The 14,391-nt window shown below is 38.1% G+C and carries 14 protein-coding genes and 1 other RNA gene; 8 read left to right on the top strand and 7 right to left on the bottom strand.

What is annotated here, in order from left to right:
* The first annotated feature begins 130 nt into the window (after positions 1–130).
* Both thiM and thiE read left to right on the top strand, forming a co-directional pair.
* Positions 131–943 (top strand): hydroxyethylthiazole kinase, encoded by an 813-nt coding sequence (gene thiM / locus A2U94_RS06495; protein WP_025910534.1) that lies wholly within the window; start codon positions 131–133, stop codon positions 941–943.
* A 17-nt stretch (positions 944–960) separates the two neighbouring features.
* Complete coding sequence (gene thiE, locus A2U94_RS06490) at positions 961–1,593, top strand: thiamine phosphate synthase (protein ID WP_025910533.1); 633 nt, start codon at positions 961–963, stop codon at positions 1,591–1,593.
* A 36-nt stretch (positions 1,594–1,629) separates the two neighbouring features.
* On the opposite strand, the gene A2U94_RS06485 is transcribed toward thiE, so the two are convergent.
* The 5 genes from A2U94_RS06485 to A2U94_RS06465 form a co-directional block, all read right to left on the bottom strand.
* On the bottom strand, positions 1,630–2,058 hold the full coding sequence (locus A2U94_RS06485; RefSeq protein ID WP_025910531.1) for a pyridoxamine 5'-phosphate oxidase family protein: 429 nt from the start codon (positions 2,056–2,058) through the stop codon (positions 1,630–1,632).
* Positions 2,059–2,181: 123 nt separating this feature from the next.
* A non-coding RNA gene (gene ssrS, locus A2U94_RS06480) (6S RNA) lies at positions 2,182–2,359 on the bottom strand.
* A 208-nt stretch (positions 2,360–2,567) separates the two neighbouring features.
* A complete protein-coding gene (locus tag A2U94_RS06475) occupies positions 2,568–3,005 on the bottom strand; it encodes a hypothetical protein (protein WP_152545194.1) in 438 nt (145 codons plus the stop codon).
* Between the two features lie 147 nt (positions 3,006–3,152).
* Positions 3,153–4,313 (bottom strand): anti-sigma factor, encoded by a 1,161-nt coding sequence (locus A2U94_RS06470; protein ID WP_025910529.1) that lies wholly within the window; start codon positions 4,311–4,313, stop codon positions 3,153–3,155.
* On the bottom strand, positions 4,310–4,804 hold the full coding sequence (locus tag A2U94_RS06465) for an RNA polymerase sigma factor (protein WP_025910527.1): 495 nt from the start codon (positions 4,802–4,804) through the stop codon (positions 4,310–4,312). Before A2U94_RS06465 ends, A2U94_RS06470 begins: the two co-directional genes overlap by 4 nt.
* A gap of 427 nt (positions 4,805–5,231) precedes the next feature.
* Here A2U94_RS06465 and A2U94_RS06460 point away from each other — a divergent pair, with 427 nt between their 5' ends.
* From A2U94_RS06460 to A2U94_RS06445, 4 genes are all read left to right on the top strand, one after another.
* Complete coding sequence (locus A2U94_RS06460) at positions 5,232–5,462, top strand: DUF2187 family protein (RefSeq protein ID WP_025910525.1); 231 nt, start codon at positions 5,232–5,234, stop codon at positions 5,460–5,462.
* Positions 5,463–5,558: 96 nt separating this feature from the next.
* On the top strand, positions 5,559–6,446 hold the full coding sequence (locus A2U94_RS06455; protein WP_025910524.1) for an ATP-binding protein: 888 nt from the start codon (positions 5,559–5,561) through the stop codon (positions 6,444–6,446).
* Positions 6,447–6,457: 11 nt separating this feature from the next.
* Positions 6,458–8,374 carry a vWA domain-containing protein gene (locus A2U94_RS06450; protein ID WP_062686488.1) on the top strand — a complete coding sequence of 639 codons (1,917 nt, stop codon included), beginning with the start codon at positions 6,458–6,460 and terminating at the stop codon, positions 8,372–8,374.
* Positions 8,375–8,620: 246 nt separating this feature from the next.
* Positions 8,621–9,010 (top strand): sporulation protein, encoded by a 390-nt coding sequence (locus A2U94_RS06445; protein WP_025910522.1) that lies wholly within the window; start codon positions 8,621–8,623, stop codon positions 9,008–9,010.
* A gap of 34 nt (positions 9,011–9,044) precedes the next feature.
* On the opposite strand, the gene A2U94_RS06440 is transcribed toward A2U94_RS06445, so the two are convergent.
* Together A2U94_RS06440 and lacZ are read right to left on the bottom strand one after the other, a co-directional pair.
* Complete coding sequence (locus tag A2U94_RS06440; RefSeq protein WP_025910521.1) at positions 9,045–9,428, bottom strand: SET domain-containing protein; 384 nt, start codon at positions 9,426–9,428, stop codon at positions 9,045–9,047.
* A gap of 346 nt (positions 9,429–9,774) precedes the next feature.
* Positions 9,775–12,882, bottom strand: a complete 3,108-nt coding sequence (lacZ, locus tag A2U94_RS06435; protein WP_062954479.1) for a beta-galactosidase, LacZ type — start codon at positions 12,880–12,882, stop codon at positions 9,775–9,777.
* A gap of 133 nt (positions 12,883–13,015) precedes the next feature.
* Here lacZ and A2U94_RS06430 point away from each other — a divergent pair, with 133 nt between their 5' ends.
* Together A2U94_RS06430 and A2U94_RS06425 are read left to right on the top strand one after the other, a co-directional pair.
* The gene (locus A2U94_RS06430; protein ID WP_025910519.1) at positions 13,016–13,846 is read left to right on the top strand and encodes an AraC family transcriptional regulator; all 831 of its coding nucleotides are present in this window, start codon (positions 13,016–13,018) and stop codon (positions 13,844–13,846) included.
* 20 nt (positions 13,847–13,866) lie between these two features.
* Positions 13,867–14,391 carry a GNAT family N-acetyltransferase gene (locus A2U94_RS06425; protein ID WP_082823066.1) on the top strand — a complete coding sequence of 175 codons (525 nt, stop codon included), beginning with the start codon at positions 13,867–13,869 and terminating at the stop codon, positions 14,389–14,391.

The following is a 14,391-nucleotide window of genomic DNA, read 5'->3' as shown; positions in this document are numbered from 1 at the left end:
GATTAGGAAACCATCATAGACCATTTGAACCTGTTGGATAATGCCAGCGTAGGGAATGTGAGTAGATTGTAAAAGCACCTTGCGTTCATGCAGGGTGCTTTTTTATATCGAAAGGTAGGAGGATGGAAAAATGACAGCCCAAAAGGAAATAGGTCATTTATTATCTCAAGTAAGACAAGAAAAGCCACTAGTACACAATATGACGAACGTTGTTGTAACAAATTTTACAGCGAACGGTTTATTGGCTTTAGGCGCATCGCCCGTAATGGCTTATGCAAAAGAAGAAGTTGCGGATATGGCTAAAATCGCTGGAGCACTCGTGCTTAATATGGGAACGTTAACAAGTACTGAAGTTGAAGCGATGATAATTGCAGGAAAAGCAGCGAATGAGGCAGGCGTTCCGGTTATATTTGATCCAGTCGGAGCAGGTGCAACACCATTTCGTACAGCTACAGCAAGAGAGTTATTAAATAAAGTAAACATAGCAGTTATTCGAGGAAATGCTGCTGAAATTGCCAATGTTGTAGGAGAAAACTGGGCGATAAAAGGTGTAGATGCAGCACCTGAAGAAGGGGATGTCGTTACGTTAGCTAAAATGGCTGCAAAGCAGCTGAAAACAGTAGTTGTTGTAACGGGTGTACAAGATGTTGTTAGTGATGGAGATTCAGCTTATATTATCACAAACGGGCATTCAATGCTTGCCAATGTAACAGGGACCGGTTGTTTATTAACATCCGTTATCGGTGCCTTTGTTGCAGTTGAAAAGAAAAGAATTGTTGAAGCAGTTCTTGAGGCGTTATGCGCATATGAAGTCGCAGCTGAACTGGCAGCTGATAAAGCAGCAGGTGAAGGGCCAGGAAGTTTTCAAACCGCTTTTTTGGATGCTTTACACCATATTCATCCAGAACAAGTGAAAAGCGGAGCAAGAGTTGAACAGCAGTAGAAGGGAGCTAACAGAAGATGAATATTAAAGAGTATCTAAAAGTTTATTTTATTATGGGAAGCAATAATTGTAAGGGAGATCCGCGAGTCGTATTAAAAGAAGCGATTGCGGGTGGAATTACGATGTTCCAGTTTCGTGAAAAAGGAGAGGGAGCTCTGCAAGGAAAAGAGAAGTATCAGCTTGCTTATGATCTTCAACAAATTTGTAAACAGCATGAGGTACCTTTTATTGTAAATGATGATGTTGACTTGGCAATCAAATTAGGTGCTGATGGTATTCATATTGGTCAAGAAGACGAGAAAGCGTATATTGTGAAAGAAAAGGCTCCTCATCAACTAATCGGTGTGTCGGTTCATTCGATTGAAGAACTACAGCAAGCAATTAAAGATAAAGCGGATTATGTGGGAATGGGGCCTGTATTTCCAACCACTACAAAAACAGATACAAAAGCTGTTCAAGGCACAAATTTAATTCAGCAAGCTCGTCAACAGAAGATTGATTTCCCAATTGTAGGGATTGGAGGCATCACAGCCGAAAATGCTGAGAAAGTCATTCAAGGTGGTGCTGACGGTATATCTATTATTACAGCGATTAGCTTAGCAATGTCACCTAAGCAAGCAGCAGAACAGTTGCTTCAAGCAGTGAAATGAAAAAATGCCTCCTGCGGGAGGCATTTTTTCATTTCACTATAAGCTTATAGAAGTTGGTGTATCTTTCCCTTCATTCATCAACTTGATATGAGTAGGCGTAATTTCAAGTAAAACGTAGTTAGCGTCATCAGGTCCATTAAACCACTGTGACATATGATCATTCCAAAAGCGGTTCTTTAACTCTTGATTATCATTAATTTTAGCAATTCCAGACACCTCTACATAATTATCTCCGTATCCTTCGCCGTTATAGCCAAGCAAAATATGCACGTTGCCGTTTTCATCAATTTCATCAGCTTTATGCGTAGCTATGCTTGTTGGCGTGTACAAGGTAATGTCACCATCTTTTTTAAAAAACGTCATGTAGCGAGAATTAGGTTTTTGATTCACAACGGTCGCTAATGTACCCACTCGGTTTTCATCTAGTAAGTTCGATAACTTATCCATCATTTCTTGCTTATTCATTTGAATCAGCTCCTTAAGTTTATCGTCTTACTTAAGATATACCACCGTTGGAAAAAACTAAACATCGTGTATCTATTTACTTTTAAATAGACAATAATATAATTATGTAAACTTAAATGCAATAAAAAGCCCGCACTGCCGTAACTCGAAGTGTCTTAAATACCCAGATCAACTAGGTGGGTGTTCGCACAGTCGGTTTTAGCGTCCCAAGAAGGGCATGCTATCCGCAACTGAATTTTGAACTCCCTTTTAACACTCAAAGGTTTAAGACAACATGAGTATACGCACAGCGCAGGTATGTAGGTATACCTTTTAAAAAGGTATACATGGTGTGTGTTAGGAATTTTACACAATCGCAATCATGTGTACAAGAGATGATTATAAAGCAATATTTGTGGAAATGCAACATAATTATTTAATGCTAAAAAATGTATTTAAAGATGTGTTGTTTTTTGATTTATAGTTAAAAGTAAAACGAGGGGCCCTAAGATAGGCAGAACACATATGAATCAGTAGCGATGACTCCTAAAAAGAATATAGGTTAACCAAGTAAGGACAAAAAAATCAACGGTCATAACGCTAACTAATTCAGAATGCTTGAAAGCTTCTATATAACCTGAAAATGAGCCTGCTGCAAAACCATACAAATAAAGAATGAGAGTGATTGTCAACAAAGACAGTAAGAAAGTGGGTGAGGTTAACCATTTGTTTAGAAGGTTAAATCCGCGACTCTTAGTTGATTTCTCGCCATTTAGTACAAAGTAAGGTAAAAGCGCGAAGGCTCCTAATCCAAAAGAGAGCAGTGAAAAAGGCCAGCCTGGAAGTTTAAATGAGTCGTTTGGCATAATTAGTGATGCAAATAAAAGAGGGAATAGTCCTAAACAAGAAAAAATCATAACGACGAGTGGCTCCACTGTTGCGAATTGCCCAGAGATCAACTTCATCATGACGAGGTCGTTTTTTCCTTTGCTGCTAATAGCCATGCATAAATAATAAGGAAAGTCCACATGGATAGATACTTCAAAATCCTCACTCCTTTTCGTTTTATCATAGCATGTAAAAAGAAAAGCATGAAAACGTAATGTTCTCATGCTTTAATGCAAGGTACCTTGAGTGGGACGAGTAAACCAATTCCATAACTCTACTTCTCCTAAAGAAGAATAGGTAATCGACGGTTCGTTCTTTAGTTTTAGCAGTTCTTTTGTTGGTCCTGTTAAGACAATGCCGTATATTTTAACACCGTTCTTTTTTACAAATTTGTATCGGTTAGTTAACTGAAGTTCATCTGGGTTCATCCATCTAATTTGTTGAACCGTCCGTTCGTTATCAGCAAGCAGCTTCAGTAGCTGCACCACGCGCTCTTCATCCGTAAAGGTTTCTTTTTCTTCATAAAACGGTAGCTCTAGCATTGATGGGAACCCAAAAGATGAGGTTAAATCTACAAGCGGATTGCTTGTATCACTTCCTTTTGCTTCATACCCAGTGTCTAAAGCATACCAGACGGGTGAAATGTCGCTTGAAAGTGTAGAGCTAAGTTTCTCTTCAATTTCTTCCATAGTATAGGCTTGATCAAAAGAAAGCGCAATTTCACTAACTGTGCCTTCAGGGAGTTGATCAAGTGCTCCCCATGTTTCATTCGACCATTTTTGATAGAAAGAAGCGTCTTTTTCTTTTTTTACTCGCTCTGGATAAGCAAATGATAACTTCATATTATAATGGTCGTTTAAAAAGTTTTTGTCGACGTTTGTGACCCGTTCAAACAGGTGGTGAAACGTATATTGTCCGACACTTTTTTGCGCTTGTCCAATCTCTTTATACAGCGTGTACTCATTTTGTAAGCGGAAGAAAGGCTTCGTTTCGGTTCTTGAATTTTGTACATATATGTTTGGTAAAGCAGATTCAATCGCCGCTTTATCCACAGTTCGTAAATATTCACCTTTAGGAGTGAAAGAATAGTAAATAGCCGATAAAAAGCTGCCTCCTAACCAAAGTAAGATAAAAGCGCTTAGCACAGTCAATACATTAGTAAAGCGTTGTCTCCATTTCGCCCTTATCATTGAGCGCTTTGCTTTTTCCTGGTCAAACGTAGAGGAAGCAGTGACTGGCTGTATTTCTTCTTCATCAAGCAGGTTTTGAAGATAATTCATACATTCATCACACTCTTCAGTGTGGCGTTCGAGCTCTTCTACTTCTGCATCTGTCAAAGTTCCGTCTTTGTATTTTGTCCATTGGTGCTGCATATTTTGACAGCTCATACGTTCTCTTCCTTTCTCTTCTTTAATTGCTGACGTCCTCTATAAAGAGCCATTTTCACTTTTGCTAGAGTAAAGCCAGTCATCCCAGCAATTTCTTCATATGTAAAACCGTGATAATCACGAAGTAGTACAATATTTCTTTTTGGCTCTGGAAGAGAGGATACTTCTGAAAGCCACGTGTTAATTTCATCTTGCACAAACACCTTCTCTTCAGCACTTGGTTGTGGTGAAAAATGCCATTCCTCTAGTTCAACAGTTGGTCGCTTTTTTTCTTTTCGATACCAATCAATAAATGCGTGATAGGCAATTTTGAACAGCCAAGGCTTTACTTCTTCACCGCTATATGTTTCTAAATGTAGCAGTACGCGATAAAACGTTTCTTGCATAAGGTCTTCTGCAGTTTCTTTCCGCCGCGTAAGAGAGAGAAGATAGCGGAAAAGATCGTGCATATGCTGTTCATAAATTTCTTCGAAATGATGCTTAGGTGCCATTTTCTCCCCCTTTCCTTTAACTAACGGAAATGTTCGTCAAAAGTTTCTAATTATAATGTAGGAAAATATAACTGTTTTCTAAGCGCATAAAACATAAATGTTAGCATACCATATGGAAGAGAAAATGCGATGAAATTCGACAAAATTCCATGAAAAATGTCATTTTTTTAAAAAACTAAGGTTTAATTGGTGTTCGGAATGGCAAGAAAATGGTATGATAAGACTCAGAAGGTATACATTGTCATATTGGTGGCGTACATAGCATTTTTAAAAATGACGCTCGTTGAAACTTCTCTCATAAAATTTTATTTAAACGTATGAAATAAAGTAGTTTCGGGAAAAGTCACAAGATAGCTCAAACGAGTGGTGAAAATCAAGCTTTGTAGATAAAAGGTGTATATAGTTAATAAAATACAAAGGTGGGATCATCATGGATGTAGAAAATACACAAGGAACAGAAGAGCAAGCACCGAAGGTAAAAGCAGCAAAAGTCGGTGACACAATTCAGCCAAAAAAAGGTGATTTTAAAGGATACAAAGGTATCGTCATGGTGGTTCGTGATAACTCGGTCATCGTCGATTTTGGAAAAGACGCTGAAACAGGCGAATCAATGAAAACAGTCGTTAATCACAAAAACTATAAAATTGTGAAAAAGTAGGTATCCACCTACTTTTTTTCGTGACATAAAACCTTTGAGAACCCAAATAAAATCTTGTAGAATGAAGACAGCAAACCGAGAGAAAGGATATGAATTATGGCAATTGAATTAACAGATTTAGCACTACCAAGCGAGGTACTTACTCGTATTCAAGAAAGAAAACAAAAGCTAACAGCAGAAGATGAATTTTTAATTGGGAAAGGGGGCTATACTGCAGAAGAAGCTGACATCTTAGAAGATGCTCTTATTGCTTTAGCACTCGGAAAAAACGTACTTTTAAAAGGTCCGACAGGCTCTGGTAAAACAAAGCTTGCAGAAACATTATCTTATTTGTTTTCACAACCGATGCACAGCGTTAACTGCTCAGTTGATTTAGATGCTGAAGCGTTATTAGGTTTTAAAACAATCGCTGAGAAAAATGGAAAGCAAGGTATTGAGTTTGTTTCTGGACCAGTTATCAACGCAATGAAGAAAGGTCAGCTTCTTTATATAGACGAAATTAATATGGCAAAGCCTGAAACACTACCAATTTTAAATGGTGTTCTTGACTACCGTAAAATGATTACAAATCCATTTACAGGTGAAGTCGTAAAAGGAAAAGAAACCTTTGGTGTAATCGCGGCAATTAATGAAGGCTATGTTGGGACGGTTCCGTTAAACGAAGCATTAAAAAATCGATTTGTTGTTATCGATGTACCATATATTCAAGGAGAAAGCTTGCGACAAGTATTAAAAACACAATCACAGCTTCAAGATGAAAAGTTAATTAACCAGTTTGTACAGCTTTCAGGAGATTTAATCACGCAGGTTAGCAACGGTCATATTTCAGAAGAAGCAGCATCGATTCGCGCGTTATTAGATACATGCGATTTAGCGTTATATATGCCTCCACTGCGTGCTATTAAAAGAGGGATTATTGAAAAGTTAGAAGATGAAAGGGAAAAGGCAGCCATTCAAAATATTGCAGAAACGTTATTTGAATAAGGGGTGGCGCTATGAGATTTATTAAATTTAACGATAAAAACGTTGATTCATTTTTATATATGGAGCTTGCCGATTTAACAAAAACGCTTACAAAAAACGATGATATTGAAGTTGAGTATCGGGTGTCCTCTTACTATGATCCGCTACAGAAAATTATTTATCTAAGTCACTTCTGGGATAATCGACCCGATAGTGATAAAGTGTATGGCCTTAAAAGCGACGTGTTTTTAAGAGCGATTGGAAGCTATTATCACTGTGATTTCCAAGAGGTAAATGCGTATTTGAAAAAAGTGAAGCGTTCATCTGTCTCAAGTCTTGCAAAACAGCTCTTTATGCTTTTTGAAGACTTACGTTTAGAAGATGTATGTACGAAAGAAAGACCTGGTACGAAGAAAGCTTTCGCCACACGCAGAAACGTATACCGTAAGTATTTTGCTACCCAGCTCAATGCAAATTTAATAAAAAGCGTTCATACCGATGCACTCTTTAATGGCATCTATCTCTTATTAACGGCGGAAAACCCGTTTGAAGAAATTCCGTTCATTACAAATGAGGTTGATATGGCAATGCCATTTATTCGAAGCCAGCTAGTGAAGGTGTATGAAGCGAAAACTACTAAAGATATTGCACGTATTTGCTTAGAGCTTGTTGATTTGTTTGATGATATTTTAGACAAAGACATGCTTAATACGTATTTCTTTTTGGCAGAGCTGGATTATGAAGAGTTAGAGACAGGCTTAACTTTTGACAATTTAAAACGTGAATCCAAACTTGCAAATGATGATATTTTAGAGCATGAACAAGACGGCGATGAAGATATTCATGAAGAGAAAATGGAAATGTGGCACCGTGAAACAAGTAAAGCAACGCAAAGCTTTTTGCAATTTGATATGGATCAAGGCTCTAAAACGGATATGCTAGGCGATGGTGTACGTGAAGGAGACGATGGTGATCAAGCGCTCGGTATTGTTCAAGGTGCTTCACAAAAAACGTCACGAAACGATTACTCACAGATGGAAGCAATGGATCAAACGCATCCAGAAAAAGACGGAGCAGCTGACTATGAATATGGAAAAGATAATAAGTACGCGTTTCCAGTGTTCGTGGATCCAACCATTCCCACAGACGAAGAAGTTGCTTTGTATGGTGAAAATAAACAGCTTATTTCATCTTTTCAAAAGAAGCTAAAACAAATGATTGAGAAGACGTTAGAGCATAAAAAAACGTTACCGAGAAGTGAACTTCAGTTTGGTCGTTTAAATAAAAGGTTATTAAAGCTATGGACAGATGATAATCCTCGCTTGTTTTATAAAAAAGACCAAGAATCTCCGCAGATTGACGCGGTTTTCTCTCTACTCGTTGATTGCTCAGCATCAATGTATGACAAAATGGATGAAACGAAGCTAGGAATTATCTTATTCCACGAAGCGCTAAAATCAGTGAGGGTTCCACATCAAATCGTTGGGTTTTGGGAAGATACAAACGATGCAACTGAAACAAGCCAGCCTAACTATTTAAAAACAGTGATGGACTTTCAATCTTCTCTTAAACCAAAAAGCGGTCCTGAAATTATGCAGTTAGAGCCAGAGGAAGATAATCGCGACGGATTTGCTATTCGTCACATGACAAGACGCTTGCTAAAGCGAACGGAAAGACAAAAATTTTTACTCGTATTTTCAGATGGAGAGCCTGCAGCGATGGGATATGAACAAAACGGTATCGTTGATACGCATGAAGCAGTGCTTGAAGCAAGAAAGCATGGAATGGAAGTAATTAATGTCTTTTTATCAAACGGTGAAATTGATGAGGGACAGCGAAAAACAATTCAAAATATGTATGGGAAATATAGCATCCTAGTACCAGATATTAAAGAGTTGCCAGATGTTTTATTTCCGCTTCTGAAAAAATTACTTCATAAAAGTATTTAAGGATATTGACAGAAATGCAGATTATCCACTAATATAAGCTTATAAATGAAAAATGTTCTCCTAGAGGGGAGTAGCTTTTACAATAAAGTCGTCATTTCAGAGCAGTTGCTCTCGGCTTTATTGGCAACGAACGGTTGTTAGCAAGACCTTTACCCATACGGTAAAGGTCTGTATTTATGTTTAAAGCCTTTACCACATTGGTAGAGGTTTTTTTCATTTAATATAGACAGTAGAGGAGAAAATAACATGATTTTACGAAAATATATGTCCCTGTTAGGTGTAGGTTCAGCTCAGATTGATTTAATTTTATCAAAAGATCAGTATTGCAAAGATGAGTCTGTCAAAGGGGAGTTTCATTTAAAAGGTGGAATTGTTGAGCAGGAAATTACGCGCATTGAGTGTGACTTAATTGTAACAGACCATCAAAGTAAGGAAGAAGTGATGATTGGTTCAACGAGTCTTTTAACATCAAGAAAAATTAAAAATGGACACCTAGAGAAAATCCCTTTTACATTTGATTTACCAACAGAGCTTTTACCTTCTAACGATAAACGATCGTATAGGTTTAAAACAAGGTTAACTTTTAGTGAAGGGGTAGAAAGTAAGGACCAAGATCAGATTACCATTACGGAATAAGAAAACAGCCTGAGAAAAAGCTCAGGCTGTTCTTTTATTCTTCTTCCTTATCAAACCAAAGCAGTTCTTGGTCGTCAACGTCTCCGTTATAGTTAATTAACACTTCATCCCCAGCTTTAATGTCTGTATAGGCATAAAACTCGAATACGTGTTTATCAAAGTTAATTTCATAAGTAGCATTAGGGGTATAAGAGTGATTAAATAGCATCCCATAGCCTAATAAAATAGCAGAATGATTAATGCCATATTCAAATGAATAATCTGCTAAAAGCGTTTTTTCAATATGTTCATGTTCTTCGTTAGGGTAAGCAATAACAGGTGCTTCGTGGATTAAATCACCTTTTTTAATATCTTGCGTTGCAAATACCCCGCGATTAAATTCACCATCACTTAATGTTGAGGCCTTAATTTCGATCATGTGTTCACCTATTTATTCTTTCTTCTAAATTTTAGTTCCTCCTTAAGCTTGCCAGGTAATCAAGTAGAAATCAACCATATTTTAAAAATAAGTTGGCATGAATAGAAGCAGGAGTTAAGTATGGTTTGTTCCATTGCGCTGCAGATACTCGCTTTCCGCAGGGAGGAACCTGAGCCTTCTCGCTTGCGTTGCGAGGTCTCAGGCTTTCTTCTAGTGCTTCATTCCACTAGTTTTTAACTTGTTTTTGGAACTAATAAAAGACATCCAAACGATCAAAAGTGTTTAACTTTCAACAGTTTGGATATCTCGTTAGCTAACATACGTATGGCCCAGACCTTTTAGGTAATTAAACCATTGGTTTCAGCATAAATTCATGCACATATGAACGGTTAGCGTATAGCGTATACTGTGGATGCGTTTTTGCTCCCCAGCTATCGTCACCGCCTACACCCATTTGCTTATAGTTAATGCGAATGGACGTTTTATCACTAACAGGCAGCTTGTAATGATGATCATAGCTTTCAAGTTCAAACGGAGTGTGCGGTAATGCACTTAATTCAATGGTTGGTGTACCCTTAATTGAGAAACCAACGCTGTTTTCATTGAGAACGCGTGCTGAACGAACGTCCGTTTTATTCCCGCATTCCTGTGGACGTAAATAAGGTGTTACCTGTGACTTTACATCACTTGTATAATAACCAACCTTTGCTCCTGTGTTGCGATCCCAATGATTTTCATGAGGTCCTCTTCCGTACCAAGAGAGCTGGTTAAATTCTTTTGGCATAGTAAAGCGTAAGCCGAATTCAGGAATTTCAGGCAGCGTCTTGCTCGGAACGAGAGTTTGACGAATGGCAACCTGTCCGCTGTTATCTACTTTATACACAATTTCACAGGTTGTATTTTCAAGCGCATGAAAGCAAAAGCGTGTGGTAATAGCTATATGGTTTTGCTGTTCTTGTACACTGAACGATTCCAACTCTCTGTTAAGGCTTGCTTCTCTCCAAACTTGGCAGCGCTCTTGAAGTTTGTTACCCAGGTCGTTATCCGTTACTGCTCTCCAAAAGTTTGGCTGCAATCCATCTAGCAATAATTCGGTATCTTTACATAAATAAGAAGTTAACAACCCAGATTCTTTGTTAAATGTAAGGGTAGCAGAGTCAGCTTTAATCGTAATTTCTTGGCATGTATCTTTTATAGCACGTGGCGCTTTTGTCTCAGCTGCAGGTTGTGAAGCAACTTGTGCCGGTAGAATAAACTGTTCAAATGCTACTTCATGACCTTTGTCAGCCCACTTGGTCTGGCTTTTTAATTTCATTGATAGAGTAGCAATAAATTCATCATCGTTTTGGGATTTTTTATAATCATCCAACGGTAATTGAATCTCTTTTGTTGTTTGAGGTTTTACATCTACTATAAACGAATAGTTATAAATGTCTTCACCATTTTTTGTCACTGTAAGCGTAAACTCATAATCTTTTAAATTTGTAAACAAGTAATCATTTGGGACAGTAAAGGTTTTTTGTCTAAGATCAGTAGCCTTCCATGATACAGCTTCATAGCATTTTTTAACTTCATACAGCTTTGGCGTCACGTCACCATTAGCAAATAAAAGTCCGTTACCGCTAAAATTGCCATCATGTGGACTTTCTCCAAAGTCACCACCGTATGCTAAATAAGTAATTCCTTCTTTTGTTGTTGTTTCAAGAGCTTGGTCTCGCCAATCCCAAATGAAGCCGCCTTGTAAGATAGGGTATTGATTAATAATATTCCAATAATCAGCTAAGTTACCGCACGAATTCCCCATTGCATGGCTATATTCACAGAGAAGATAAGGCTTTTTAGGGTTCATCAGCGCATATTTTTCAATGTCGGCCGGCTTAATGTACATCGTGCTTTCGATATCAGATGCATCGTAATCTCGGTGATGGAATATTCCTTCATAATGTACGAGGCGCGTATCATCTTTTTGCTTGAAGAAATCATACATATGCTTGAAATTTTCCCCACCAAACGATTCGTTTCCAAGTGACCAAATGACAATAGAAGAGTGGTTTTTGTCACGTTCGTACATAGAGCGACAGCGATCTAAAACATTTTCTTTCCATTCAGGCTTACTTCCCGGGATTGCATCTTGTTCCCCTTCTTGCAGGTAGCTCCATGTCCCGTGAGTCTCCAGATTTGTCTCGTCAATTACATAAAGGCCATACTCATCGCAAAGTTCGTACCAGCCTGAAGCATTAGGGTAGTGAGAGGTGCGCACTGCGTTAATATTAAACTGCTTCATTAATAAAATATCATGGAGCATATCTTCTTTTGTAATGCCGGCTCTACCTTTCGTCGCAGAAAACTCATGGCGGTTTACGCCTCTGAAAACAATTGTTTCGCCGTTAATCTTCATTAATCCATCTTTTAATTCAAATGTACGAAATCCAACCTTGCAGCTTTGTGCTTCAATTACGTTTCCGTCTCCACCTTTCAAGGTTAGCACAAGCGTATAGAGATAAGGGCTTTCTGCACTCCATTTGTTTGGTGAGGCAATGCCTGCTTCAAGCAAAGCAGTCTCTTGTTCATGTACTGAAAGAGATGTTTGCAATGGCTGATTCAGCACTTCTTTAAGCTCAGCATCATAAAGCATGGCTTCAAGCGTTACGTTTTCAGCAATTTGTTCGATATAATTCGTAATATCAGCAGAAATCGTTAGCTTTCCGTTCACATATTTGTCATCTAGCTGTGCGCGGACGGTAAAGTCAACAATATGAACTGGAGGAGTAGAGTATAGATAAACGTCTCTAAAAATTCCGCTCATTCGCCAAAAATCTTGATCTTCAAGCCAACTAGCATCGCTCCAACGATATACCTCTACAGCTAGTTTATTTTCACCTTCTTGAATATAAGGAGTTAAATCAAACTCAGCAGGCGTAAAGCTATCTTCACTGTATCCGACTAGTTCACCGTTTACCCATACATAAAAAGCGGATTCTACTCCTTGAAAACTAAGATAGATAGGCTGATTGTTCCAACTTTTATCTACTGTAAAAGTGCGCGTGTATTGTCCTACAGGATTATAGTTAGTTGGTGCAAAAGGTGCTTTAATATCATCATGATGTATCCAAGGATACGTCACGTTTGTATATTGTGGGTAATCGTCTCCTTGAAGCTGCCAGTGGGAAGGGACCGAAATGGATTCCCACGCGCTATGATCAAAATCTTTGCGATAGAAATCCATAATGCGTTCATCAGGGCGCGGTACCCACTGAAACTTCCAATCTCCATTCAAAGACTGATAGTAAGAAGATGAGGTATTAGAGTGTAAGGCTTGTTCTGGCGTTTGATAAATTGTCGTATTTGCATGAGCTGGTAAGCGATTTAATTGGAAAATTTCAGGATTGTTATTCCATTCAGGAAACCCGTTTGCTGGTGGAGTATAGCTGAATTTTTTAATTGTTTTTAACATGTTCATCCATCCCTTATTCATTTATAATGGTATATGAATATGATAACGCTTACTAAAAAGCGAATCAATCAGACAATTTTAAAAAAATATAACAAAATTCATATGAAGAATGATGAGCAGGAGAGGGAGTTAAATGGATAAAGCAATTTTTCCAACACTAACAGAGTTAGATATTAGCCTACCCTTTTATGTCTCAAGCGTAGGGTACTGGAAACATCAAGTTCATATCGCACGTGAACACGAGTTTCCAGACTTTCAGTGGATTCAGTGTATGAGTGGGAAGGGGAAGCTTTGTGTGAATAACGAAGCGTATACAATTGAACAGAATGAAGGTTTTTTTCTAACTCCTCATGTTCCGCATGAATATTATCCTTTAAGTGAACAGTGGGAAGTATGGTGGGTTTCGTTTAATGGAGCACAAATCAATGAAACTCTTCGAACATTTGGCTTGCTAAACTCAACAAAGGTTAAGGTAACGTATGCTGAAACGCTTTTGCAAAAGCTAAATGATATGATTACAGCGTTCGAAAGCAAAGGATCATCAAGTAGCTTAAAGGCTTCTGAGTTAATTTATAGCTTTTTACTTCATTTACAAAATGACTGCTTGCTGTCTGAAAGAAAAACGAGACATGAGCACCACGCGCAGCTTCAGCCTGCCATTGATTATATTGAAGGTTCGTATGCTAGTGTTGTAACCCTAGATGCTATTGCTCACTCTTTAAACGTAACGCCTCAGTATACGTGCCTTTTATTTCAGCAAGCTTTTGGTTTAAGACCAATCGAATACGTTACGCGAGTGCGCATTCAAAAAGCGAAGGAGCTCTTAATTAAACATAGCCAAATGTCTGTCTCAGAAGTTGCAGCATTTGTTGGATATGAAAATGTCAGCTATTTTATTAAGCAGTTTAAGAAATATGAAAAATTAACCCCTAAGGCATTTCGCAAACTGTATTTATCATCATAAACTTAAAAAGGAGTCGAGCGATGAATCTTGCTATAATAGAAACAGAGCGGTTAATTTTAAGAAAGATGAAAGCGTCTGATGATCAAGCGCTGTTTCAAATATTTAATGATCCAAAAGCGATGAAATTCTATCTTCATACAAAAAGCATGGATGAAACCAAGCTGTGGATTCAATCTGTCCAAAATCATGATATGTCCTACGGCTTTAGTTTGTGGACCGTAGAAAAAAAGGGGGGAAAACAAATTATCGGGCAGTGTGGCTTGTTGTTGCAAAAGGTTGATGGCACCATAGAAGTAGAGTTAGGGTATTTATTTCTTCAAGATTTTTTGGGGAAAGGCTATGCAACCGAAGCGGCTCAAAGTTGTATTAACCACGGGTTTCAAAACCTTGGGTTAACGAGGATTACAGCTTTAATTGATCCAGAGCATCACGCATCGCGAAAAGTAGTGGTAAAAATAGGAATGAAAAAAGAAAAGCAGATTATAAAGTGGGATAAACCTATTGATGTTTATTCAATTCAAGCTGGAGGGGTGTCAGTTGACTAA

The sequence above is a fragment of the Bacillus sp. VT 712 genome, from assembly GCF_001614195.1.
GTDB classification, from domain to species: Bacteria; Bacillota; Bacilli; order Bacillales; family Bacillaceae_H; genus Priestia; species Priestia flexa.
This window is presented reverse-complemented; position numbering and strand designations above follow the sequence as displayed.